Raw genomic sequence first — 23,292 nt, 5'->3', positions numbered from 1 at the left:
ACCGTTTAGCTTGATAAGTTGGGCACGAACCGCGATGAAACCTCATCGCTCTTGCTCCCTTCCGTTCAGTAATACTGATGTTCCAAAAATGTTAAATGTCACAAAAATAGCGCCTGCAAAAACTTTAACCGTGCAAAATTTACGCTATCGTGTTTATTATCGGAAACATGTTTTCTTTGGCAGAACACAAAACGGATATTTGGAGACATCACATGAACGAAGCGCTACAGATCACACCACTGCATGCCTTACACATTGAAGCTGGCGCAAAAATGGTGCCTTTTGCTGGCTATGATATGCCGGTGCAATACAAATTGGGCGTAAAGAAAGAACATTTACATACACGTGAGCAAGCGGGTTTGTTTGATGTGTCTCATATGGGACAACTGCGTTTAATCGGCGAAGGTGCGGCTCAGTTTTTGGAGACCTTGGTTCCTGTTGATATTGTCGATTTGCCAAGTGGTAATCAGCGCTACGCTTTCTTTACTAATCCACAAGGTGGGATCATGGATGACTTGATGGTCGCCAATCTAGGTGATCACCTTTTTGTTGTCGTGAATGCGGCCTGCAAAAATCAAGATATTGCGCACTTACAAGCACACCTTCCGCAAGATCTCGAGTTACAAATCATTGATGATCGCGCTTTATTGGCACTGCAAGGACCGAAGGCGGTGGACGTTCTCGCCCGTTTTCAACCACAAGTGGCTGACATGGTCTTCATGGATGTTGGCAAGTTTGATTTGCTTGGTGTTGAATGCATTATTTCTCGTAGCGGTTACACCGGTGAAGATGGTTATGAAATTTCGGTGCCAAATACTCATGCGGCGGAACTAGCACAGCGTCTAATTGATGAAGCAGAAGTTGAGTGGATTGGGCTAGGTGCTCGTGACTCGCTGCGATTAGAGTGTGGCTTGTGTTTATATGGTCATGATCTTGATGAAACCACCACACCCGTGGAGGCGAGTCTGCTATGGGGCATTCAAAAAGTACGCCGCGCTGGTGGCGAACGTGAAGGGGGCTTCCCTGGTGCGGATATTATTCTTGGTCAAATTGAGACGAAGGATGTTGCCCGTAAGCGTATTGGTTTAGTCGGTGAAACGAAGGCGCCTGTTCGTGAAGGCGCAGAGTTATTTGATGCTGATGGCAACAAAATAGGCGTTGTCACCAGTGGTACGGCTGGTCCAAATGCGGGTAAACCAGTATCGATGGGTTACATCGCCACTGAGTTCTCAGCCGTAGGCACATCAGTGTTCGCTGAAGTGCGTGGTAAAAAGCTTGCAATGACGGTAGAGAAGATGCCATTCGTTCCGCAACGCTATTATCGTGGTTAATTAATATTTTTTAGCGACATTAGTCGCGTTCGATAGAGCCGAATAGGCTAGTTATTCAACCCTTGGCAATGCCTGAAATATTCAGCCACGCTAAGGGTTTTTTATTGTTTGTGTTACTCGATTGCACAAGTGTTTTTTCATTCTTTCCTCACTAATCTCACGTTTTGTTTTTTGGTTTTTTCCTAGGCGTTCATGTTTGAAACAGCCAGCTCAAAAGTAAGACTTTTTGTTTATAAAGCGACATGTTTGAGGGATCTTATGAAGGATTTCTTATTGATAGAATAGTAATCGACTGTGTTCTTAAATTTAAGAAATTCACTCTAACTTGATGAAACTAAAAGATTATAGATGAATTTCAAAGGAAACGTGATCTGAGCAATGTTGACTATTTCAAACTAAACGATAGTTTTAAATTTAGCACACACGTCAAGCTGGAGAAATGAATATGACCTCTGACCATAATTATAAAATTACCTTACTATCGGACGTTAGTATGCAGTCTCGGCTGTTTAAGGACTCGTTAGAAAAAGGTATTGAGTTGGATGTTCATTTGGCATCCCTAGAGGATCTTTCTAGAGTCGTTGATGGTGAAGAGGCGATTCTGGGTGATTATGTGCTAATTGATTACAACTATTTTGATGATACTAATTTTGAACTTTATAACCAGGTTCGTCTTGCCTCAAACATGAGCGCTAAAGAAATTGTCATAAACTGCCCAAAGGAGGTGGTTTCTTCACAGTTATTTAAGTGGCGCAATTTAGTTGGTGTGTTTTATGTCGACGATGAGATTGGCTTATTGTTGAAAGGCATGAAAAAAATCATGCAAGATGAAATGTGGCTGTCTCGAAAAGTGGCTCAAGATTATATTGAGCATTTTCGTTGTGCTAACACCGTTACGACATCTCAAGCTTATGCGAATTTAACTAAGCGTGAAAAAGAGATCATGCGCTTACTCGGTCACGGTGCATCAAATCTACAAATAGCCGATGAGCTGTTTGTTAGTGAAAACACGGTGAAAACGCATTTGCATAATATCTTCAAAAAAATTAATGCCAAAAACCGCTTACAAGCTTTGCTCTGGGCGAATAATAATATTGGTTTAGAAGAGCGCGTTTAAGCGTTAAACCTAAGCATATAAACAGGAAGGGAGCCAATAGGCTCCCTTTTTGCTATTTCGTGTTAGCGAAGCCCACGTGACAGTAGAATTTTCTCAATCTCATTCAAGTCATGTAGTGATGCTGGGTTTGACCATGGATAACTGTTCGTCACCCTTAGCGTTGCTCGAATAAATGGATGCTCAAGTGAAATAGATTGACCCCAATTACACGCTTCTTTTTCCATATTGGGATTACATGAATGACCAGCGATGAGGGGAAAGCCTACGTTGAGTGTCCAGTGAGTAAGCATAAACTCTTCAATGAGAGCGTCTCTGTACCCCTCCTCACACGCGAGTTCGCCTTGCTCTATCGCATGCAAAAGACCTTGCTCAAAGCCGTCGTGGATTTGTGTGGAAACCTTGGCGAGTTTATCTATCCATGCTTGCGAAGCTTTATTGAGCAGATTCAGCGAATTTAGCATGGTAAATAGTTGATAGCCAAAAGGGTAAATATACATTGATTCATGAGATACCAAGTTCAATGCCACGATTTTTGAAGATAGAGGGTAAGGGAGCGCAAGCACATTAGTGATGACGTCAAAAGATTGTTGCGTTATTTGAACGGCCAGTGCAACCAAAACGTCTTCTTTTGATTGAATGTGTTTGTATACTGACCCCATAGAGATACCTGCATTTTTTGCAATAGAGGACATCTTGAAATCAATCAATGATGTTTCAAGAATGCTCTTTGCTGTGGCATTGAGTATCAATTGCTCTTCTTCTGCGAAGGGGTACTTTGGGGCGGGCATACACTGTCTCTACATATTTGTTGCCGCTTATGCTAGTTAATCAGCATTTCGGAGTCAATTTTTATCAGTACTTTGTTACTAATTTTTCCAAATAGTCAAAACAATAAATTAAGTACAGCATCTTTGTGGTTTATCTTATTGTTTTAAATGAATAATCTTTCAATTTTCCGTTTTTAATTTTCTGCGAGTGACTTTCATTTCATTGACATACAATGAGAAGTGAATAGAATTCGAATAGCACTCGAATGTCATTCGAATGAGGTTCGATTTGGTGAGGTGCTACTGGTAGTACAACGGTAACAAGTGTTTTGAGTCAATAACAAAGCTTAGGTGGGTCACAAAACTTAGGTGAATCACTTTGCTATTGAGTTTGCAGGGAATGCACAAAATCAGTATGGGTAGGGAAGGCGATACTCATTAGATGATAATGAGGTATGTGTGAAGGACAATTCGAGATGGACAGAAAATATAAGATCGGTGGAAAACTAATATTTTCACCTAAAGCCGACTTGCTAATAGATGACAGTGGACAAAGTGAAGTGGTGACACTGGGCTCCAATGAGAGTCGTCTACTTTTACACTTGCTCGAAAACAGTAATCGAACGGTTTCGCGCAAGGAGCTCATTTCAGTCCTTTGGAATGACCGCGATATTTTTGTGGATGATTCGAGCCTTACTCAATCTGTTTCGACTTTACGCAAGGCAATGAATGACTCTAGGCGAGAGCCGCTATTTATTAAGACAGTTCCCAAACTCGGTTATGAGTTTATAGCGCCAGTCGTGGCGTTGCATGTTGATAGTGTGAAAAGTAGCAATACAGCACAAATGGAAAACGCTGACAGAACGGTACAACTTAAGAGTGATCGATATCGAAGACATCACGTTCTAGGGACGACACTGCCACAAGTACTTATTACTAATTCAATGCTATTAAGGTATTCGATATTTAATTCATTGCTGTTGGGTGGGGCGATATTAAAGCCGAATGTGTTGTCAGCATTACTCAATTTTTTTTCAGCAGATTTGTATTTTTAGTCTGAGGTTTTTTATGAAGTTAGAACAGTGTCCGTTTTGTGGGAGCCATCATTTGTCGGTCGAGATGAAGGACAGTTCTTGGGATCCTAGGTACAGTGAGCTACATGTTATCTGTAATGATTGTGCTTGCATGTCTCCAATTTATATTTGGAATAATAGACATAAAAACAACTCTGTGAACTACAGGTTGGAGCGGGTTTCCTAATCACGGGTTCTCTCAGTTGGAGAGAGTGACAGTTAGGTCAATAGAGGTTGTTTTGGAATAAGGATATTAGGTACTTCCTCATCCTAGTTCGCTTATTTAGTAATATTGAAAGGGCAGAAATGAATTCCGCCCAGTCATTAAAATACGCCAATAAATAAGAGAGAGTTACATTTCTCTTACTTGATGATCAGTCGTAAATTGTTGGTATTGGTTGGCGCTTGTGCTGTGTCATTTTATAGATTCTCACTAAACGCTCAGATACTTCCGCTGATACTGGTTTGCCTTCTAAGAAGTCATCAATTTGTTCGTAAGTAAGATTGAGTGCGTCTTCATCGGCTTTTTGTGGTGCGAGCTCTTCTAGATCGGCGGTTGGTACTTTTTGCACGAGTGAGGTTGGTGCGCCAAGCGCTGCTGCTACTTCACGAACTTGGCGTTTATTAAGACCGAATAGCGGAGCCATGTCGCATGCGCCGTCACCAAACTTGGTGTAGAAACCAGTGATGTTTTCTGCCGAGTGGTCAGTTCCTAAAACTAACCCGCCAACGTAGCCTGCAATTTCGTATTGAGCGATCATACGGGCACGAGCTTTCACATTGCCTTTTACAAAATCAACCTTAGCTTTGTCTTGAGGTAACAGACCAGTATCTGCTAATGCGATATGAGAAGCGGTGTGTAAACCGTCAACGCCAGCTTTGATGTTGACGGATACAGAGTGACTTGGCTGGATGAATTGTATGGCGAGTTGTGCTTCGTCTTCATCTTTCTGTTCGCCGTAAGGTAAGCGAACCGCGATAAATTGGTAACCACTACCACTGACTTCGTTTAACTGGTCAATCGCAATTTGAGCCAAGCGACCACACGTGGTTGAATCCACCCCACCGCTGATACCAAGTACCAGAGTTTTACAGCCAGAGTCTGTTAATTTTCGTTTGATGAAATCAACACGGCGAGTGATTTCAAAATGAGGGTCAATCGATGGTAGAACGCGCATTTCGTCGCGAATCAACTGTTCCATTAGTTTTCTTCCTGCTGCATTGTTATAGAAATTTTTGCGTTAAGCATGCTCAGTTCTTGAGGTTACTTACCTATGCTTAGTATCATACCGAAAACCACTGAATAGAAAACCGAGATCGCGGCTTTCGTACCGTACAAGGGCAAAAAATGACAAAGATAGCCGTATTTGGAAGTGCTTTTAACCCGCCGAGCTTAGGTCATCGAAGTGTGATCGAGTCATTGGGGCACTTTGATCGTGTGTTGCTTGTGCCAAGTATTGCTCACGCTTGGGGTAAAGAGATGCTTGATTACTCGCTAAGAGTCGAATTGATCGATGCCTTTATCGAGGACATGGCGTTAAAGAATGTCGCTCGTTCAACCATTGAAGAGCAACTTTTTAGTGTGACTCAACAACCTGTCACCACCTATGCGGTGCTTTGTGCGTTACAAGAGGAAATTCCACAAGCGCAGTTAACGTTTGTAATGGGACCGGACAACTTGTTCAATTTTTCTAAGTTCTATAGAGCAAAAGATATCGCCAAGCGTTGGACTGTGATGGCATGTCCTGAGAAGGTAGCGGTGCGAAGTACAGATATTCGAACTGCGCTGGATAAAAAACAGTCAATAGAACACTTAACTACCGCAAAAGTTTGCACGATTTTGACGGAAAATCATTACTACTAACTACACTGCAATATGCAAACAGAGTCATCAGCTATGCTGCTGTTTCTAATAATAAGAATTGAGCGTTTGAGCTCATGGTTATGATTGAGGTAAATGTGACGAAGATGAGCTTTGTGCTTGTTTTTGGTCTGCTTTCGGCAACTGCCAATGCTTGCGAAAAAAACTATTATGGGATTGATAACACCGTGGCGATCCCTGAAACGTATTTGCAATTTCGTGAGTGCGAGCCAGACAAGCGCGCTATCGAAAATTCGGCGACTGGCGCATTAAATTATGATGCGCTAACGAAACCCGCCACACGAGACTACTCAGATTATTGGTCGGACTGGGTATTAAAAACAGAGTCTAATCCTTTTTTGAGCCAACATTATTCAAGTAGCTACTTTGGAATCGGAGTGTGGGATCCAAATAAAAGCGATGAAGACCAAGAAGATCTATCAACTCAAGATTGGCTGATGGATCATGGTTTACAGTTTAGCCTTGGTATTGGAGAGAAAAAAGCAGGGGAGCCTAGGCTCCGGTTTGATTATTTATGGCACGATGAAAAACAAGATAACTTAATGATGCAAGTGGAGGTGCCGTTTTAACGGCCCTCATCATTTTCGTTACTCAGTTTTAATAGCGACACTGTTTTGTGATTCAATACAATGTGCAATCAGTGCTTCTGGTTTCTCAGGACGGGCAAAATAGTAACCTTGAATTTGTGTACAGCCCATTTTTCTCAACTTATTGAGCTCATTTTCGTTTTCCACCCCTTCTGCGATCAAATTTACTTTCAGCTGTTTTGCTAACTGGATAACCAAGTTGACCACATGCTCAGCGGTTTCATTGAACAATATGTTTCGTACAAAAGTTGCGTCTATTTTGATCGTATCTATTGGGTAGCTATGAATGTAGTTTAAGCTTGAGTATCCAGTACCAAAGTCATCCAACGCGATGGTAAACCCTTGCTCACGCAGTTTGTCTAATATGTAGCGAACTTCATTGGTATGAGAGAGTAGTACCGTTTCAGTGAGTTCAATGGTGAATTCACTGGGGCTGAATCCATGCTGTTTAATGGTGGTGTTGAGATGGCGCATGTAGCGCGCTGAGTCTGCGAGTTCATGAGCCGAACAGTTCAAACTTAGTTGTATTTTATAGCCTAAGCCTGACTCTAGCTCTTGTTTTGCTTTGCATGCCAGTTTAACAATTCGTTCGCCTAATTCCACAATCAAACCTGATTGCTCAGCGGCTTCAATAAACTCCATGGGAGACACCGCTCCAAGGGTTTTACTGTTCCAACGAGCGAGTGTTTCAAAATAATCCCATGTGTTATTTCCTATAGAAACGATAGGTTGCAGAACTACATAGATCTCACTTTGTTGTTGGTTTGAGCTATCTAGCTCGTTTCTCAATGCGTCAATGACCATCGTTTTACGGTAGTACTGTGCACTAAGGTGAGTATCGTAAGCTTGAATTTGATTGTTGCGTGAATGCTTACAATCTTTTAATGCGAGCGAGGTGTTAAGCATGAGTTGGTCAGCCGACAGGTTTCGGTCTGATTTACACGCAAGCCCAATGCTGGCGCTGATCTTAATGTTGTGGGAAGAATCTCGATACCCTTGGTGCAATTTAGCAATGATGTTTTGGCAAATGGTAAATGGGTCACCGGAGAAGGTGATAAACGCATATTCATCACCAGAAATTCGAAATGCATGGTTTTGCTCTGGTAAGTGGTCTTCTATTGCCAGAGCGACAAACTTTATCACTTGGTCACCGATGTAATTACCATAAAGGTTGTTGATTGATTTGAAGTTATCAATATCGATATACACTAACGTGAGAGGGGTGTTTGGGTTCTCAGAATAGCGCTCAAGCATCTTTGCAAGATGGCTGCGATTGAGTAACCCGGTTAAAGCATCATGAGTGACCTCGTAACTCAGTTGATTCACTAAGCTATCCGAGCGTGCTGAAAGCCATTTAACTCGTAACCCATGAACGACGATGTTAGCGAACAGAGTATGGTAGTAAATGAGCGCGCTGCGTTGTTCTTCATCCATCTGGCTAATGGGAGAGGTGAAAGTCGAGAGTAAGATGCCGAGATTGTCGCCTCCTTGACTTCTAAGTGGTACACCCAAATAGGCTTCAATGCCATTTTCGACTAAAAAACTGTCTTGTGGAAATGTTTGAGCAACGTTTTCACTGTAGAGACAAAACAGTTGGTTTGATTTGCTTACCTCATGACAAGGGGTGTCACTTAAGGAATAGCAAAAGGGTGTTTGAATTTCCTTGTCGCAGGCATAAGAAAGTGTTTGGGCAAAAAAATTGAGTTTATCAATCTCAACAATGCAGGTGCATTGAGTGTTGAAAGTGTTATGCAGCAGTAATGCGACTTGATGCAACATTTCATGACCATCAAGTGACACGATACGATTAATCGTGTCGATGTCTATCGAGAGAGGAAAAATTTTGTTTTCGGCCACCTGACATCTCCTTACTGAAGTGATCTCTGTCACTTAGGTATGTAATGCTTTGTTACTAAATATGGTACAGGTGGCATATTTTTTCAAACTATGTCTAATTTTTATCCTAATTTTGCTTTGAGATAGTCCAAAAATAGCTGTGTACGGGTGTTTTGAAAATCAAGTTTAGGGTGATAGGCGTATACTGTAGCTTCATCGGCACTGATGTCTGGCAGTACTCGCTTCAAAGTGCCGATTTTCAGCTCTTCTTTAATCATCACATCATTGGTCAACAACATTCCCATTCCCGCTTTGGCGGCATAAAACAGGGCTTCTGGGTTGGTAGTGGCAAAATTGCCTGATAACAAAACGCGTTGTCCCTTAGAAAGCTTAACTTCTCTTTGCGGGCTTTCGCCCCAGTTCAACATATTGTGTTTGCTGAGGTCCGAAACGGATGTAGGTTCGCCATATTTCTCTAAATATCGAGGAGAGGCATAAAACCCCGCTTTGTGTTCAAACAGTCGAGTTGCTTTAAAACTCAATGAATTGAGCTGCTCTATTTCTCGGCTGATAAACAAGTCTAGGCTCAGTGCGGGTAGTTGACCCGGAGTGGTTGTGGTTAACTGGATTCTAATATCAGGGTAGAGGGTTAAAAAATCGTCGAGATATTGGACAAGGAACTTTGAACCGACAGCAAGCGTTGCTCCAATCTTTAATAACCCCGCTGGAGATTGGTCGACGGAACGGGTTTCATCAACAATGGACTGCCAATCATCAAGCTGCACTTTGGCCCGTTGATAAAACAACGCACCAGCTTCGGTTTGAGTTACTGATCGAGTGGTTCGTTTGAGTAGTTGAACGCCGATACGCTCTTCTAGCCAATGAATACGCTTACTGATGGCAGAACTGGTGGTGTTCATTCGTCGTGCTGCGCCATTAAAACTGCCTTCATCGACGACGAGAACGTAGCTTTTTACACTTTGCAACCAATCCATTTTGTTTCCCTTATTGATTCTTAATAAGAACTAATTAGTTTCCATTTGAACGTATTATCATGTCTGAGAGTCCAATTTAAACTCGGATAGATGAAAAGCAAGCAAAAAATCTTTTAATAAGAGACCCTTACTACTAGCGATGCTGATTATTGCAACGGGTCAAGTTGGTGTTTCTATCTACCTGTTAGTATCGCCTTTATTATGGCATTGGTGTTCTTTTCCACGCGAACTGAGCGCTATATAGAACAGCGAGCTTAACGTCGCAAAACCGTTGGCTTCGGTATACAATGCCCGCCATTAGAATGTTCAACGCCCTCTAGGTGATAATATGGAATACAATGAATTTGAAGCGCTGGTTAAAGAAGCATGCCAGCAAGAAGGTTTGCCACAAGCTTTAGCTATTTTGAAAGCAAGCGAAGACCAAGAAGTAGCTGATGCAGCAGAGTCTTTAGTCGGTCAATTTGCTATTGCAGAAGTTGAGGGTGAACAGCGCATTTACCACGTGACACTGCAAGCAGATGAGCAGGGTGAAGAGCAAGAATTTGTAGAGCATGTGATGAATGAAGGTGACGAAGCCATTCGTTTTGTTGCGTGGTTCTTTGATGCAATGTTTGAAGTTAAGCGTAAAGAGACTTACCAAGCAGCAGGCAAGACTTACCAGCAGCCAAAGCGTAGCTAATGTATTGTCGTGATGACGCATCACTAAATTGACAAAGCCCCAGTAATTTACTGGGGCTTTATTGTTTGCGCAGGTTTAGCCTTGGTTAGCTTCAAGGTGTAGAACATTGTCGGGCACTTTACTTAGCCCCTTTTTTTCAATCCACGCTTCTAAGTTGTCGGCGCCACCGATGTAATGCCCATCTAACCATATTTGTGGCACAGTGACGGGTGTTTTCATACCGATGATAGCTTTTACTTCAGGAATCATTCGGTATAGTGCAGCACTGTCTTTGACGACATCGTGGTATTGGTATTCAACCCCCGCGTCATCAAGCATTTTTTTCGCTTTTACACAGTATGGGCAGGTCGCTTTGCCATATACAATATTACCTTTTAAAGTATCACGCGTTGTCCATTGCTGAATAACAGACTGAATCAACACTCCGCGATTCAATGCCTCACCTTGGCTGATCACTTTACCTTCGACAACCAAAATAGGAGCATGCCAAGAGCCTAACTTCAATGGCTCCCACCAATGCGACAACCAATCTTTAACCTCTAACTCAATCGGGATCCCTGCCAATTCGTTATCAAAGGTATCTTGCAAAATATCTTTCGTTAGCGTGCACTCTCCACATGGGATGTTGACCTTAAATGGTCCCCAACTGCCAGCCCAGCGATAAAGTGTAATTTTGATCGGTTGCGTCATGGTTCTCTCCCTAAAGCAAAGGTGGCTGGGCGTATTGTTTTTAGAATTACTCGCCAAGCCAAACTGGTATCTAGTCTTGTTCTTCGATGGGATTTTACTAATGTCATTTAGTATGGATGCATAGTTAATGACTATAGGGCAATCCCCAATATGAAGCTATTTAAGTAGAACGTGATTACTTAGGTTTTCTTTCAAAAGAATCGATAACTTAGCTATTTTTGACCCGTGTCTTTCGCGATTCCCACTTAGTGATAAAGGCAACAGAGGCAATAATAATGGCCGCACCAAGCCATAAGCGACCGGGTGGAACCCAGCCAAATACTAGCCAACCTGCAAGTACGTTAAGTGGTAATTTTGCGTGGTCAAAAGGTTGTACAAATGACGCATCTGCAATGGAATAAGCTTTCACAATCGCCCATTGTGCCAGTGCTGTTGCCGCGCCTGCTGCGATGAGAACCAACCAAACTGTCACGCCTTGCGGCATTTGCCACTCTGGAAGAGCCAGCAAAATATTGAATGGGGTGATCAATACCAGCAAGTAAACCACCATGGTTGATGGTGAGTCATCAGAAGAAAGCTTCTTCACCATGAGTGAATAGCATGCCCAGAAAAATGCCGCACCAACAGGAAGTAGCGTCGCCCAGCTAAAACCATCAGCCCATGGCTCCAATATAATCATGGCGCCAATAAAGCCTGCTAAAGTCGCCACCCAACGAGCCACCCCCACTTTTTCTTTTAGAAACAGACCAGAACCTATGGTGGCGAAAAGTGGCGATGTCATCAGCAGTGCGATACCTTGCCAAATAGGCACAGGATAAGCGAGCGCCCATAGCCAGAGCTGAATACCGATGACAGACAAGAAAACGCGGAAAATATGCCAACCCAGCTTATTGGTTCTAAGTGAATGGCGAATACCGAGCGTTTTTAGATAAGGCAAAATAACCACGAGAGCGATGGCATATTGAACCAGTGCAACGGTAGTCGAAGACAAACCAAAGTGAATACTGGCGACTTGCGCCAAACTATTCACAATAGCAAATGACAAGCCAGCGGTTAGCATCCAGCTTGCGCCTTGGATTGGGTGATGATTATTGCTCATAAAAACTGATTTTAAAAAGAGGTTGGCCGATCATACGACTTAATTGCTCCGGTTACCTTAGTTTTTTGAACGATTTATTAGGACAACCGAAAATATAACTAAAATCATACCGATAGCGTGCCAGACAGTGAATAATTCCCCTAGTATTAGTACGGCAAATAGCGCGGTAATGGCAGGACCAATATTGTTAGTTAAGCTCAGTTGTGTTGGTGAAAGTCTTGCCATGGCAGCAGCAACAAAATATGAGGGTAAAACGGTGCAGATAATGCCAAGAGCCACACCGATGGTGATCAGCTCGCTAGACCAGTTCTGCATTTGCGCACCACTAAAATAGAGGTGGACCAAAATGGCACTACCCGCACTGCCCATTCCGATACTGGTGAATAGAGAGCTCCCTAACTGGCCAATTAACGGTTTGCTTGCGACTAAGTAAATGGCAAACACAAAGGCAGAAGCTACCGCGAGTGCCGCCCCAAAAGTGACAGAGCGACCAAGCGTTTGAAAATCGTGAGCCAAAATAAGCGCCGTACCCGCATAGCCAATGGCGGTAGCGATAAGCACTATTTTACTTGGCGGTTGCTTATGTATCACCCAACTGATCAACACAACAAACGAAGGAAATAGGAAGATCAGTAACCGTTCTAGTTGCGCTGAAATAAATGCCAATGCTGAAATGTCGAGAAAGCTCGCTAGGTAATACCCCATGATACCAATTCCGGCGGCAGGTAAGCCAAACTGTCGTATTTTGCTGCGAGTTGCTGATTTACGGCAAAGATATACTAAAGTGAACAAGTAAAGGGGCAGTGAGCTTAATGCTCGCAGTGCCATAATTGAAGTAGCGTCGCCTCCTGCTTGGTAAGCGAGTTTAACGAGAATAGGTTTAAGAGAGAACAGCAAACAACCGATGAAGGCATACAGCAGCCCCAATTGATGTGGGGATGAGAAGCGTGAAGTGGGCAAGGTTTGCTGGGTTTGATTCATTAACTCGTTCCTTTTGGTTAAATCAGGGCTACGAGTTAATGCAAACTGGCTACACACTCGTAGCCAGGCATAGGTTTACCTACCGGCTACAGGTATTAAGCAGAAGGAGCCAAAGGTAAGTAAACATTGAATGCATGATTTGAATTCCGTATTGATGAAAGGTTAGGTTAACGTTTGGTTAAAAATGATGCAACTTATTTTACTTCAACACGTAGCGCTAGCTGATTGATGGCATTCTGGTACATGAACCAAGCGCAGATACCCGCAGCAATATTGCCCAGCAAGGCTCCCCAAAAGATGCCTTCAATTCCCCCAATCGTTGAACCGACCCATAGACAAGGTAAGAAGAAAGCAAACAAGCGTAACGCTGAGATGGTTAGTGCTGTGTAGGACTTGCCGAGCGCATTATTTATCGACACCATTAACATGCAGATGCCTAAAGAGCCTAAGCTAAATGGCACAATCATCAGGTGCCAATTTAAGATTTGTTCTACCTGGGTTTCACTGGTCATCAGTTGAGCCAAAAAACCGCTGCTCAGCCAAGTGATCAGCGCGATAATGAGCTGTGATGTCAGTATGTACTTACATGCAATCACCACCAATTGGCGGATCTCATCAAGCTTTTGTGCGCCTAGGAGTCTGCCGACCATTGGAGGCATCGACATGGTTAGCGCTAATACAGAGACGATCGCGAAAAATTCATAGCGAGAGCCCAGAGCCCATGCCGCAACCGCTGCCGTACCATAACCAGCCAGCAATTTTGTCGCCAACATCGAGGAGAGCGGAGGCAGCAGTTGGCTTATCATCGCTGGTCCCATGATGTTGCCAATCGATTTGAGGCTCTTCGCCACATCAAGATCATGCCAGTCAAAACAGATCCACTGCTTAGCGGTTACTCTCGGGGCTACAACTAAGATACCAATGCCAAACGCAACGATTGTCGCAAGGGCTGCGCCATTGATGCCCAAATTAAAGGTAAAGATAAACAGAGGGTCGAGTGCAAGGTTGAGCAAACTGGTGACCATCATCATGGTACCGGGCAACATGGTGTTGCCATTGGCGCGACATACACTGTAGAAAAAGTACAATAGTGCGCCCGTCCAAGAGCTAACCAACCAATACACCCAATAACTGTCAATGATCACAAAGACACTGTCAGGTGCGCTGAGTAGCAAAAGGATAGGCTCACGGATCAAGTACAAAAATAGGCAAAATAACGCAACACCCACAGAGCCCATCGCAACCACTAATCCGCCAAGTTGTTGAGCGTAACGAGTTTGATTTGCGCCAATCGCTTTTGCGATGACGGCGGTGGTCGCGATACCTAAGCCGACTTGAATACCAATGATGATCATTTGGATTGGTAGCGTAAAGCCTTGCGCTGCTAGTGGTAAGATCCCGAGTTGACCGATAAAAGCACTATCGACCAATTGAAAACTCATTAGCGAAAGCACACCAAACAACATGGGCCATGTCATGTTAAATAGCTGGCGTGGTAGGGATGTTTGTTGGGCTGTTGTCATAGGTATTTACGCGCTGTAATCATAAATCAGCCGAGGAAAACCTCGGCTTAATATTGGTAGTAGTGATCAGTTTACGCGATTGTCCGCGTAAATCGAGAGATGAGCGGTTAAAACAGTTTAAAGATTATCTTTAAAGTCTTCTGCATAGCCTTTTGGTGGCGGTGTCCAGCCACGTTCATCATTGTTGTGTTTATCCGCTCTATCAGTCACCAGTGCTAACTTAATTTGCTCTTCTAGATGAATAAAGAGTTGGCGATAGTTATTGTCAAAACGTTCACCGGATGAGTCGTCAAGCCAAGCTTGGTAAAGCATATCAGACTTCTTATTCTCTACGCGTTTATAACTGGCTTTTTGCTGCTCGACGTGGAATGGGTGTTGCCCTAGCTCTTTTAGTGCTATGGCACCTAACTCGAGTGCGGAATGATAAGTCTCAAGCTCGATAACATCAGCGCCAGCTTGGCGTAATAGGTAGCTGTCGCCGCGGTCAAATGCGCGTACTAACACCTTCACATTTGGGTAGGTATGTTTGATGTATTTAACAAGCTCCAGTGAGGCATCACGGTTATCAATCGCAACTACGACCATGGCCGCCTCTTCAATACCGGCAGTATGGAGTAAGTCAGAGCGGGTGGCATCACCAAAGTAAGCTTTTGTGTTGATTTGCCTAACCATGTCTATCTGCGCAGCTTGATGATCAAGCACCACGGTTTTGATGCCATTTGCGACCAGTAGACGGTTAATGATTTGCCCAAAACGTCCTATACCGGCAATGATCACGGTGCCTTTTTCATCGATCTCGTCTGCTTCACCTTGGTTAGAGGCTTGCTCATAGCGCGGCAAGATGACTTTGTCGAAAAGAATAAACAGACCAGGGGTTAAGAACATTGACAGCGCAACCACCAAGGATAATGTCTGTGCGATATCGAGTGGGATTACATGATTTTGAGTGGTAAAGCTCAATAGTACAAAACCGAACTCACCCGCTTGCGCCAAGCTTAAAGTGAATAACCAACGGTTACTTTTACGAATTCTAAAGCAGAAAGCTAAAACATAGAGTATGAGGGCTTTTAATAGCATCACACCTAAGGTTAAGCCGATGATAAGGAAGAAATCGTCAAACAGAATACCGAAGTTGATACCTGCGCCAACGGTGATAAAGAACAAACCGAGCAATAAGCCTTTAAACGGGTCGATATTAGACTCAAGCTCATGGCGGAACTCACTGTTTGCAAGTACCACACCGGCGAGGAAGGTACCTAATGCGGGTGATAATCCGACTAAGCTCATCAATGCAGCAATCCCGACCACTAACATGAGTGCGGTTGCGGTGAATATCTCTCGTAAACCAGAGCTTGCTACAAAGCGAAAAAGCGGGCGGCTTAGATAGTGCCCACCAACGACTAAACCGATAATTGAAATGACGATCACAATGGCGTAACCCCAACCGGGTAAACCAGCGACAAGACTGAGCTCTTCGTGATGCTCGGCTGCCGCCGATGCTGTAGCTTGTGCTTTTTCAACCAACTCTGGTAGTGCGAGCAAGGGAATAAAAGCTAACATCGGGATGACGGCAATATCTTGGAACAGCAAGACAGAGAAGGCATTTTGTCCCCCGTCAGTACGGGTTAGCCCTTTTTCATTGAATGTTTGCAACACGATCGCGGTGGAAGAGAGCGCGAAAATCAAGCCAATGGCGAGAGCAATCGTCCACGGTTGATTTAACAGCATGGCGATGCCCATGACAGCAGCTGTTGTACCGCCCACTTGTAATCCACCTAATCCGAGTAGGCGATTACGCATGTTCCACAGCATTTTGGGTTCAAGCTCCAGCCCGACCAAGAACAGCATCATAACCACGCCAAACTCAGCAAAATGCTGGATGGTTGTCGTTTCTTCGCCAACCAAACCAATGATTGGACCAATGACAACGCCTGCAATTAGGTAGCCTAGCACAGACCCTAAACCCAAGCGTTTTGCTATGGGAACAGCAATAACAGCAGCGACGAGATAGATAAAAGCTTGCAGAAAGTAACCAGTCATTCCTTCTCTCCTAGGATCAGTTGATTGAGGTATGGGTTAATCTTTTCCACTTCATAAGCTCGCTTATAATCGAACTGGTCGTTAACCAAAGCCGTTAGTAGCTTTTGCCATTGTTTCGTATGTTGAGCAACTCGCCCTTCCTCTTTTGCCGTTCGGGCACCAAAGAGCGCCAGCGGTGCCATGTACAGCATGCCTGTCAGCGCTGCCATCTGTTCAATCGGGTAGAGAAGCTCACGAATAGTAAAGTGATTGTAGCCTTTGGTTTGGTAAGCGTCGGCTCTTCCTCCGGCAGAAAGGGCGCACATGAAGCGTTTACCTTTTAGTGCGATGCCTTGGCTACCATAAGCAAAGCCGTATTCTAGTACTAGGTCTTGCCACTCTTTGAGCATGGCTGGCGTGGAGTACCAGTAAAGGGGGAACTGGAAAATGATCACATCATGATCCACTAAACGTTTTTGTTCTCGGTCGATGTTGATGTTATAGCTTGGGTATTCGTAGTACAGGTCAACGGTGGTGACCCCTTCAATATTTTCGGCAGCGTGAAAGAGCGACTGGTTTACTTCGGAGCGATGCTGAGAGGGGTGAGCATACAATACCAGCACTTTGTTTTTAGGCATCGTCGGTTTCCTACCATATTATTGAATTTGTTATTTATTGTTACTCTTATTGTGGCGGGTAAGCAACCGCGTTAGATCATTTAAATGTGGAACAACCACTGACGCTTGATGTTCAAACGGTTTTTCAATGCCATGATTGACCAAACATGAAGGCATGTTCGCGTTAATGGCGGATTGCAAATCATACAGATAGTCACCGACATAAAGCAGCTCGTTTGGGTACAACTGCCACTCATCAGCCAATGAATTCAACGCATCGGGTGAGGGCTTTGGTGCAAAGTGCTCACGGCTGATAATGCGATGAATATTAAGATTGTTGTGTTTTACTTTGGTGGATGCTGCCTCAAAACAGTTGCGGGTGATAATCGCGGTATGCATCGCTTGTTGTTCGATATATTGCAAAATGGATGAGCATCCAGGCATAGGGTGGGAGCTTCTCGCGTCTTCCATTTCATGATCAAGGATCTTTTTCGTTGCATCAGCACGTTGATTGGGGCAGGCAATTTCATCAGTGAATGTGAGCAAATCAATGCCATCTGGACAGCCAAGTTCATCTCGTAACCAGAAGAAATTCATATCGGAACTGACTAAGGTATTATCAAGATCAAAGACGATGGCTTTTATTCGATTTGGTTCAAAGGGAATAACAGTGAATTTATCCATAAAATCACGCTCCTATTTCAATATCCGCCATAATGAAAAACGGTGATAGCGGCGTATTGTGCGTTGAGGATGGCACGGCTGATTGCGCTTGAAAACTCCCCCAACAAGTACACAAGATAACCAAGTTGGGGGGCGCATATAACAGCTATCTATATGATTTTAAGATAGTTGGTATGAGGGTGTTTAGGCAAATTCTTTTTCTAAATAAGCGACGATATCAGAAGATTCATACATCCATTCAACGCCATCTTCTTTCTCGATACGTAGGCACGGCACCTTAACTCTACCGCCACCAGATTCTAGCTCTGCTCTGTGTTGAGGGTTGTTTTTTGCATCTTTCAGTTCGACTTTGATTGATTGACGTTTCATTGAACGTCTTACTTTTACGCAAAATGGACAAGCATCGAACTGATACAAGGCTAATTGAGCTGACTGTTGATCGACAACGTGTTGATCTTCCGCCGTGCGTTTTACCCCTCTCGGCGAGAATACAAAGTCCAATAACAGAATAATGCGACCAAGGATCCAACGTATGACTTTCATGACATTCCTATTCATTTGTAATAAAAAACGTATGCATTATAACAACCTGGACACATCACATAAACATAATTAGTAATTAATATTATGCTGTTTAGTCACTTGAATACCCAATCGCTTGGCTAAGCGAACTAAATTGGCTCGGTCAATGTTTAGCTGCCTCGCCGCGCTAGCCCAGTTAAAATTGGCTTGCTGCAAGGCTTGAATAATCAGGGCGGTTTGATATTCGTCTGTGGCTTTACGCAAATCCTTAACTTCAATCGACGTTTGCTTAACTGTACGCGTCGAGGCAACTGAACTGGCATTTTGGGGGCTGGCATCAATTGCCAAGTCGATAGAATTGACAGAGATAGTTCGATTCATAGCTCCGCGAGCGCGAGCTTTTAATGCAGCACGGTTGATGACGTGTTCTAGCTCGCGTACGTTGCCCGGCCAATCATAGCGAGGAAGCTGGATTAATGCGTCTTTGGCAAATTTTAACTGCACGATACCAAGTTTCTTTCTCGCTTGTTCAAGGAAGTAACCCGCCAGTAAAATCGCATCTTCTTCACGCTCGCGAAGCGGAGGCACGGTAAGAGGGTACACACTTAAGCGATGGTATAAATCAGGTCGGAATCGCCCTTGCTCTACTTCTTTGAGTAAATCACGGTTAGTGGCAGCGAGTACGCGCACATCAATGCTTTGCACGTTATCTTGCCCAACGGGTTGTATTTCGTTGTTCTGCAGCGCGCGTAATAGTTTGCTTTGTGCGGTTAGGCTTAACTCGCCAATTTCATCTAGAAACAGCGTGCCCCCATCGGCAAGGGCAAATTTGCCAAGGCGGGATTTGTCTGCACCAGTAAAGGCGCCTTTAACATGACCAAAGAGTTCACTCTCAATCAGCGATTCCGCAATAGCGGCGCAGTTTACATAGATTAAGGGCTGGCTACTTCGATGAGATTGATGATGCAAGCTGCGTGCGACCAGTTCTTTGCCCACACCGGTTTCGCCATGGATCAAAATGGTGAAGTCGGAAGGGGCAACCACTGAAATATCCGCTTTTAAATGCTGCATGGCCGCACTGTTACCGATAATGTCACCGCCATCACGCTCCCACACTTCTTGATTTAGTTCTTCAAGTTTTTGCAGAGTCTGTTTGGCTTGTTGCTCAAGTTGTGAAACGGTTAACGCCACCTTAAGGTGTGAGGCGACAATGGCTGAAAGAGCCTCTAAGCTGCGTTCTGGAATGGAATCAAAGATGTTGGGCGTCAAACTATCAAAGGTAAGAATGCCAAGCAATTGGTCTGCGTATATGAGAGGTAACCCCATACAAGCATGCATAGGTAATTCACCATCGTAATCAAGTAATAATCCATCGAATGGGTCGGGCAGTGAGCTATCGGCATCAAAGCGAACAACGCTTTTTGCCTGACTAATTTTCTCAAAGCGAGGGTGATCGCTGACTTTGAAACGCCGACCTAGGGTATCTCGTGTGACACCTTGAACTGCGAGCGGGAGTAAGGTGTCGCCTTGCAAGCCAAGTAAGGCGACGCAATCACACTGAACGGCTTTACGGATAGCATCAAGCAGCTTGTTGAAACGATCTTGATCGTTGTGACCACTGGCTAATCCTGCCGTCATATCCAGTAAGGTCGAAATTGAAATATCTTGCATCAGTGAACCTAAGATGGGTTTTACCGTCATTCTAGAGTCATTTTGACTTGAAATAAAGGTGTCATTTTGACATGAATTCAGTCTTTTTCTTTGCTCATCGATAGTAAGCACAAGGGATGTTGAGTTGGCATTAATCGTGCTGTATCTGTTCCGGCTCAAATCTTATAGAGCCAATATAATAATTAGGAGAAAAATTCTCATGCTCAACGAAAAACATATCACAGTTGTTAAAAGTACCATCCCTTTGTTGGAAAACGCAGGACCTGCGTTGACCCAGCATTTCTATCAAAGAATGTTTAACCACAATCCTGAGTTGAAAGACATTTTTAATATGACGCATCAACAAACAGGGCGCCAGAGTGTTGCACTATTTGAAGCCATCGCGGCTTACGCGAAAAACATTGAAAACTTGTCAGCATTGACACAAGCGGTAGAACGTATTGCTCATAAACATACGAGTTTTAATATTCAGGCAGAGCACTATCAAATTGTAGGGCATCATTTAATCGAAACACTACGTGAACTCGCACCAGACACTTTTACGCCTGAGGTAGAGCAAGCGTGGACAGCCGCTTACTTATTTTTAGCACAAGTGTTTATTGACCGTGAAGACGCGTTATATCAACTCAATGCAAGCTTAGATGGTGGCTGGCGCGGTGCACGTGAATTCACGATTGATAACAAGACAGTTGAGTCTGATTTTGTAACCAGTTTTGAGCTTAAACCAGCAGATGGTAGGGCGATCGCTGGTTTTAAGCCGGGTCAGTATTTAGGCATTGAAGTTAAACCAACCAATAGTGAGCATGTAGAAATTCGCCAATACTCACTTTCCCAAGCGCCCAATGGCGCAAGCTATCGAATTTCGGTTAAGCGTGAGGGTGAACAAAGTCATGAGGGGAACTACCAAGGCGTGGTTTCCCATTTTTTGCATAATGAACTAAAAGTGGGTGACTCCTTGATGGTTTACCCACCTGCTGGGGATTTCTACTATCAAGAAACCGATAAGCCTGTTGTGCTTATTGCCGCTGGCGTAGGGGCGACACCGATTCAAGCGATGGCGCACACTTTGGCAAACACTCATAAAGCCAATGTCAGTTATTTCTATGCTTGCGAGTCTAAATCTGAGCATACATTCGCAGATGAAACCAAGAAGTTAATTGAGTTAAACAATTGGCAACATCAAACATGGTATCGGGATCAGCATGGAATGATGGATCTCGGCAAGATTGTTGATTTACCAATAGTAGACGGTGAGTTCTACCTATGTGGTCCCGTTGCTTTTATGGAATCGGTAGTCAGACAGCTTGATGCAATGAATGTTTCAAGAGAGAGCATTCACTATGAAGTTTTTGGACCACATGCTTATCTGTAACCATTTATAGCGATAAAGCAATTCTTCCCTAATAAATAAAAACTGTCTTAATGGCAGTTTTTATTTGTCTACAAATTTGTCACCGCTGTTGCTGATACAACGAATCGTTATACATTATTTTTTATTCTGATCGAATATCACAATTCCAAAATGACAGGCTAGAAGAGTGTGAGTTTTATCTCGGACGTAAATATAGCTCGCTTATACACTTAATTTGAAACGTAAAATAAAAAGAGATAAACGTGATGAATAAAACTTTGCTTGCGATGCTAATTTCTAGCTTGCCGTTTTTGGCTCATGCTTCCCAATGGGATATTCCGGATTTAGGGGTTGGTGATAGTGCTTTAACACAATCAGTAGAGCATCAGAAATTAGCCGAAGGGGTTGATTTTTATCAAGTCGTGCGTGGTGAATCGCATAATGAAACCTACTTGCTTTCTAGCGGCGTGCTGAATGAAAAAACAGTTGCTCAATACGTTGCTACGTTAAAGAAACTTGATATCCAACACACGGTAGAAGTCGCGCCAGAGCCTGCGCCAAATGGCCGGCCGTTAGGGGAAATTGTACGAATTCGAGGGTTTTCTAGTGCAGAGCAAGCTGGCGATTTTGCAACGCAACTCAAGCAAAGTGATTTAAGTTTTTCAACCCGTTTTTCAGCTCAAGATGGATACCCAACCCGTGGTCCTTTTGATATCAGCTTACTGCGCATCGATTTAAACCAGTATCAAGGCAAGGTTGAAAGCATTTTGGCTAATGACAAGATCACCACTGCAGAAACTGTGTCAAGTATGGCGAAGAGAAACAATGCGTTAGCGGCAGTGAATGGTGGTTTTTTTGCATTTAGCGATAAAGTCGGGGATTTAGGTGCGCCAGCGGGTCTTTATGTACAAGATGGAGAGTTACTTCGTGAGGCGGCTAATCAACGACCGGTTTTAATTATTGATAATTCGGGCAATCATTCGAAAGTGATGATTGGTGCGTCGGTAGAAACTCAAGTTCTACTCTCTCATAATAATCAAGAGCTTCGCATTGATGGCTTAAACCGTAAACCGGGCATTATTTTAAACTGCGGTGGCTTTGGTGATACGCCTTCGACAGAAGCCATTCATGACTTTGTTTGTACCGATGACAGTGAAATCATTGTTTATAACAGTGCCTATGGTAGCCAAACTCCAAAAGGAGAAGGCAGTGAAATTATCCTAGACGCGGCGGGTAAAGTCGTGGCGATTAACCCTAGCAGAGGCAGCCAGATTACTTCTGAACATCAGTATATTCAGCTCAGTGGTGAGGCAACGCTAAGTGTTAAGCTTGGTGATACGGTCACAATTGAAAGCAAGGTATTAGTCGATGGTAAAGAGGTGGCACTGACCAAAGGGCTCTCAATGCTCAATGCGGGACCGAGTTTAGTCACCAACTTTGAAATTGATAAAGCGTCTCGTAATACCCAAGGTTTTAATCCTTACCCTTCAACAGGTAATCATGCCGGTTCACAAGATGATGATGGTCTAGGCGTGAGCGGCGCGATGGAAAACCGTGAAGGATTCTATAATGGTTGGGTATTACGTCGTCACCCAAGAACTGCTTTGGGTGTAACAGCTGAAAATGTATTGTATGCCGCTGTTGTGTATGGTCGAGCTCCGACAGTAACAGAAGGTGCAAGCATTACGGATATGGCGGTGATGATGAAATCTCTAGGGACTAAGAGTGCTATCAACCTCGATGGTGGTGGTTCATCAATGATGGTCGTTGATGGAAAAAGAACGGGGTCTTCGTCTGATGCTAGCGAACGAGAAGTCTCTGATGCCATTGTATTTACGCACTAGTGGTTTCGCTGACTAGGGACAGTC

General features: G+C 43.8%; 21 protein-coding genes. 8 read left to right on the top strand and 13 right to left on the bottom strand.

Features of this window, described 5'->3' with window-relative positions; genetic code table 11:
* Positions 1–212 precede the first annotated feature (212 nt).
* Positions 213–1,331 (top strand): glycine cleavage system aminomethyltransferase GcvT, encoded by a 1,119-nt coding sequence (gene gcvT / locus H2O73_RS01150; protein ID WP_182105694.1) that lies wholly within the window; start codon positions 213–215, stop codon positions 1,329–1,331.
* Between the two features lie 445 nt (positions 1,332–1,776).
* The gene (locus H2O73_RS01145; RefSeq protein WP_182106894.1) at positions 1,777–2,448 is read left to right on the top strand and encodes a LuxR C-terminal-related transcriptional regulator; all 672 of its coding nucleotides are present in this window, start codon (positions 1,777–1,779) and stop codon (positions 2,446–2,448) included.
* Between the two features lie 62 nt (positions 2,449–2,510).
* On the opposite strand, the gene H2O73_RS01140 is transcribed toward H2O73_RS01145, so the two are convergent.
* Positions 2,511–3,236: a TetR/AcrR family transcriptional regulator gene (locus H2O73_RS01140; RefSeq protein WP_182105692.1), complete on the bottom strand. Its 726-nt coding sequence runs from the start codon at positions 3,234–3,236 to the stop codon at positions 2,511–2,513.
* A gap of 455 nt (positions 3,237–3,691) precedes the next feature.
* On the opposite strand from H2O73_RS01140, the gene H2O73_RS01135 reads away from it, so the two are divergent.
* On the top strand, positions 3,692–4,270 hold the full coding sequence (locus tag H2O73_RS01135) for a winged helix-turn-helix domain-containing protein (RefSeq protein WP_182105690.1): 579 nt from the start codon (positions 3,692–3,694) through the stop codon (positions 4,268–4,270).
* Positions 4,271–4,662: 392 nt separating this feature from the next.
* Here the strand turns inward: H2O73_RS01135 and nadE are convergent, their stop codons facing one another.
* On the bottom strand, positions 4,663–5,490 hold the full coding sequence (gene nadE, locus H2O73_RS01130; protein WP_182105688.1) for an NAD(+) synthase: 828 nt from the start codon (positions 5,488–5,490) through the stop codon (positions 4,663–4,665).
* 146 nt (positions 5,491–5,636) lie between these two features.
* On the opposite strand from nadE, the gene H2O73_RS01125 reads away from it, so the two are divergent.
* Together H2O73_RS01125 and H2O73_RS01120 are read left to right on the top strand one after the other, a co-directional pair.
* On the top strand, positions 5,637–6,152 hold the full coding sequence (locus tag H2O73_RS01125) for a nicotinate-nicotinamide nucleotide adenylyltransferase (protein ID WP_182105686.1): 516 nt from the start codon (positions 5,637–5,639) through the stop codon (positions 6,150–6,152).
* Between the two features lie 104 nt (positions 6,153–6,256).
* Positions 6,257–6,739 (top strand): hypothetical protein, encoded by a 483-nt coding sequence (locus tag H2O73_RS01120; protein WP_246335804.1) that lies wholly within the window; start codon positions 6,257–6,259, stop codon positions 6,737–6,739.
* Positions 6,740–6,757: 18 nt separating this feature from the next.
* Here H2O73_RS01120 and H2O73_RS01115 read toward each other — a convergent pair whose 3' ends face one another.
* Both H2O73_RS01115 and H2O73_RS01110 read right to left on the bottom strand, forming a co-directional pair.
* Entirely contained in the window at positions 6,758–8,614 is a 1,857-nt protein-coding gene (locus H2O73_RS01115; protein WP_368737140.1) for a putative bifunctional diguanylate cyclase/phosphodiesterase, read from the bottom strand.
* 101 nt (positions 8,615–8,715) lie between these two features.
* Positions 8,716–9,588, bottom strand: coding sequence for a LysR family transcriptional regulator (locus tag H2O73_RS01110; RefSeq protein ID WP_182105684.1), 873 nt, complete (start codon positions 9,586–9,588; stop codon positions 8,716–8,718).
* A gap of 328 nt (positions 9,589–9,916) precedes the next feature.
* Here H2O73_RS01110 and H2O73_RS01105 point away from each other — a divergent pair, with 328 nt between their 5' ends.
* Entirely contained in the window at positions 9,917–10,267 is a 351-nt protein-coding gene (locus tag H2O73_RS01105; RefSeq protein ID WP_182105682.1) for a hypothetical protein, read from the top strand.
* Between the two features lie 75 nt (positions 10,268–10,342).
* Here H2O73_RS01105 and H2O73_RS01100 read toward each other — a convergent pair whose 3' ends face one another.
* The 9 genes from H2O73_RS01100 to norR all read right to left on the bottom strand — a co-directional run bounded on the left by H2O73_RS01100 (position 10,343) and on the right by norR (position 20,073).
* The gene (locus tag H2O73_RS01100; protein ID WP_182105680.1) at positions 10,343–10,957 is read right to left on the bottom strand and encodes a glutaredoxin domain-containing protein; all 615 of its coding nucleotides are present in this window, start codon (positions 10,955–10,957) and stop codon (positions 10,343–10,345) included.
* 208 nt (positions 10,958–11,165) lie between these two features.
* The gene (locus H2O73_RS01095; protein ID WP_182105678.1) at positions 11,166–12,056 is read right to left on the bottom strand and encodes a DMT family transporter; all 891 of its coding nucleotides are present in this window, start codon (positions 12,054–12,056) and stop codon (positions 11,166–11,168) included.
* A gap of 57 nt (positions 12,057–12,113) precedes the next feature.
* Positions 12,114–13,037, bottom strand: coding sequence for a DMT family transporter (locus H2O73_RS01090; protein WP_182105675.1), 924 nt, complete (start codon positions 13,035–13,037; stop codon positions 12,114–12,116).
* Between the two features lie 194 nt (positions 13,038–13,231).
* Complete coding sequence (locus tag H2O73_RS01085) at positions 13,232–14,560, bottom strand: MATE family efflux transporter (RefSeq protein WP_246335803.1); 1,329 nt, start codon at positions 14,558–14,560, stop codon at positions 13,232–13,234.
* 117 nt (positions 14,561–14,677) lie between these two features.
* Positions 14,678–16,600, bottom strand: coding sequence for a monovalent cation:proton antiporter-2 (CPA2) family protein (locus tag H2O73_RS01080; protein ID WP_182105673.1), 1,923 nt, complete (start codon positions 16,598–16,600; stop codon positions 14,678–14,680).
* Entirely contained in the window at positions 16,597–17,217 is a 621-nt protein-coding gene (locus H2O73_RS01075; protein WP_182105671.1) for an NAD(P)H-dependent oxidoreductase, read from the bottom strand. Before H2O73_RS01075 ends, H2O73_RS01080 begins: the two co-directional genes overlap by 4 nt.
* Before the next feature lie 30 nt (positions 17,218–17,247).
* A complete protein-coding gene (locus H2O73_RS01070) occupies positions 17,248–17,880 on the bottom strand; it encodes an HAD family hydrolase (protein WP_182105669.1) in 633 nt (210 codons plus the stop codon).
* Positions 17,881–18,063: 183 nt separating this feature from the next.
* Positions 18,064–18,423, bottom strand: a complete 360-nt coding sequence (locus tag H2O73_RS01065) for a glutaredoxin family protein (RefSeq protein WP_182105667.1) — start codon at positions 18,421–18,423, stop codon at positions 18,064–18,066.
* Positions 18,424–18,492: 69 nt separating this feature from the next.
* Complete coding sequence (norR, locus tag H2O73_RS01060) at positions 18,493–20,073, bottom strand: nitric oxide reductase transcriptional regulator NorR (protein ID WP_182106886.1); 1,581 nt, start codon at positions 20,071–20,073, stop codon at positions 18,493–18,495.
* A 193-nt stretch (positions 20,074–20,266) separates the two neighbouring features.
* On the opposite strand from norR, the gene hmpA reads away from it, so the two are divergent.
* A complete protein-coding gene (gene hmpA, locus H2O73_RS01055; protein ID WP_368737145.1) occupies positions 20,267–21,445 on the top strand; it encodes an NO-inducible flavohemoprotein in 1,179 nt (392 codons plus the stop codon).
* 245 nt (positions 21,446–21,690) lie between these two features.
* The gene (locus H2O73_RS01050; RefSeq protein ID WP_182106884.1) at positions 21,691–23,268 is read left to right on the top strand and encodes a phosphodiester glycosidase family protein; all 1,578 of its coding nucleotides are present in this window, start codon (positions 21,691–21,693) and stop codon (positions 23,266–23,268) included.
* The last annotated feature ends 24 nt before the right edge of the window (positions 23,269–23,292 follow it).

The sequence above is a fragment of the Vibrio marinisediminis genome (assembly GCF_014050145.1).
Classification (GTDB): Bacteria; Pseudomonadota; Gammaproteobacteria; order Enterobacterales; family Vibrionaceae; genus Vibrio; species Vibrio marinisediminis.
This window is presented reverse-complemented; position numbering and strand designations above follow the sequence as displayed.

Excerpts from the sequence above, each read along its gene's own strand:
- gcvT (WP_182105694.1), top strand. The coding sequence starts at position 213 with ATGAACGAAGCGCTACAGATCACACCACTGCATGCCTTACACATTGAA.
- H2O73_RS01145 (WP_182106894.1), top strand. The coding sequence starts at position 1,777 with ATGACCTCTGACCATAATTATAAAATTACCTTACTATCGGACGTTAGT.
- H2O73_RS01140 (WP_182105692.1), bottom strand. The coding sequence starts at position 3,236 with ATGCCCGCCCCAAAGTACCCCTTCGCAGAAGAAGAGCAATTGATACTC.
- H2O73_RS01135 (WP_182105690.1), top strand. The coding sequence starts at position 3,692 with ATGGACAGAAAATATAAGATCGGTGGAAAACTAATATTTTCACCTAAA.
- nadE (WP_182105688.1), bottom strand. The coding sequence starts at position 5,490 with ATGGAACAGTTGATTCGCGACGAAATGCGCGTTCTACCATCGATTGAC.
- H2O73_RS01125 (WP_182105686.1), top strand. The coding sequence starts at position 5,637 with ATGACAAAGATAGCCGTATTTGGAAGTGCTTTTAACCCGCCGAGCTTA.
- H2O73_RS01120 (WP_246335804.1), top strand. The coding sequence starts at position 6,257 with ATGAGCTTTGTGCTTGTTTTTGGTCTGCTTTCGGCAACTGCCAATGCT.
- H2O73_RS01110 (WP_182105684.1), bottom strand. The coding sequence starts at position 9,588 with ATGGATTGGTTGCAAAGTGTAAAAAGCTACGTTCTCGTCGTCGATGAA.
- H2O73_RS01105 (WP_182105682.1), top strand. The coding sequence starts at position 9,917 with ATGGAATACAATGAATTTGAAGCGCTGGTTAAAGAAGCATGCCAGCAA.
- H2O73_RS01100 (WP_182105680.1), bottom strand. The coding sequence starts at position 10,957 with ATGACGCAACCGATCAAAATTACACTTTATCGCTGGGCTGGCAGTTGG.
- H2O73_RS01095 (WP_182105678.1), bottom strand. The coding sequence starts at position 12,056 with ATGAGCAATAATCATCACCCAATCCAAGGCGCAAGCTGGATGCTAACC.
- H2O73_RS01090 (WP_182105675.1), bottom strand. The coding sequence starts at position 13,037 with ATGAATCAAACCCAGCAAACCTTGCCCACTTCACGCTTCTCATCCCCA.
- H2O73_RS01085 (WP_246335803.1), bottom strand. The coding sequence starts at position 14,560 with ATGACAACAGCCCAACAAACATCCCTACCACGCCAGCTATTTAACATG.
- H2O73_RS01080 (WP_182105673.1), bottom strand. The coding sequence starts at position 16,600 with ATGACTGGTTACTTTCTGCAAGCTTTTATCTATCTCGTCGCTGCTGTT.
- H2O73_RS01075 (WP_182105671.1), bottom strand. The coding sequence starts at position 17,217 with ATGCCTAAAAACAAAGTGCTGGTATTGTATGCTCACCCCTCTCAGCAT.
- H2O73_RS01070 (WP_182105669.1), bottom strand. The coding sequence starts at position 17,880 with ATGGATAAATTCACTGTTATTCCCTTTGAACCAAATCGAATAAAAGCC.
- H2O73_RS01065 (WP_182105667.1), bottom strand. The coding sequence starts at position 18,423 with ATGAAAGTCATACGTTGGATCCTTGGTCGCATTATTCTGTTATTGGAC.
- norR (WP_182106886.1), bottom strand. The coding sequence starts at position 20,073 with ATGCAAGATATTTCAATTTCGACCTTACTGGATATGACGGCAGGATTA.
- H2O73_RS01050 (WP_182106884.1), top strand. The coding sequence starts at position 21,691 with ATGAATAAAACTTTGCTTGCGATGCTAATTTCTAGCTTGCCGTTTTTG.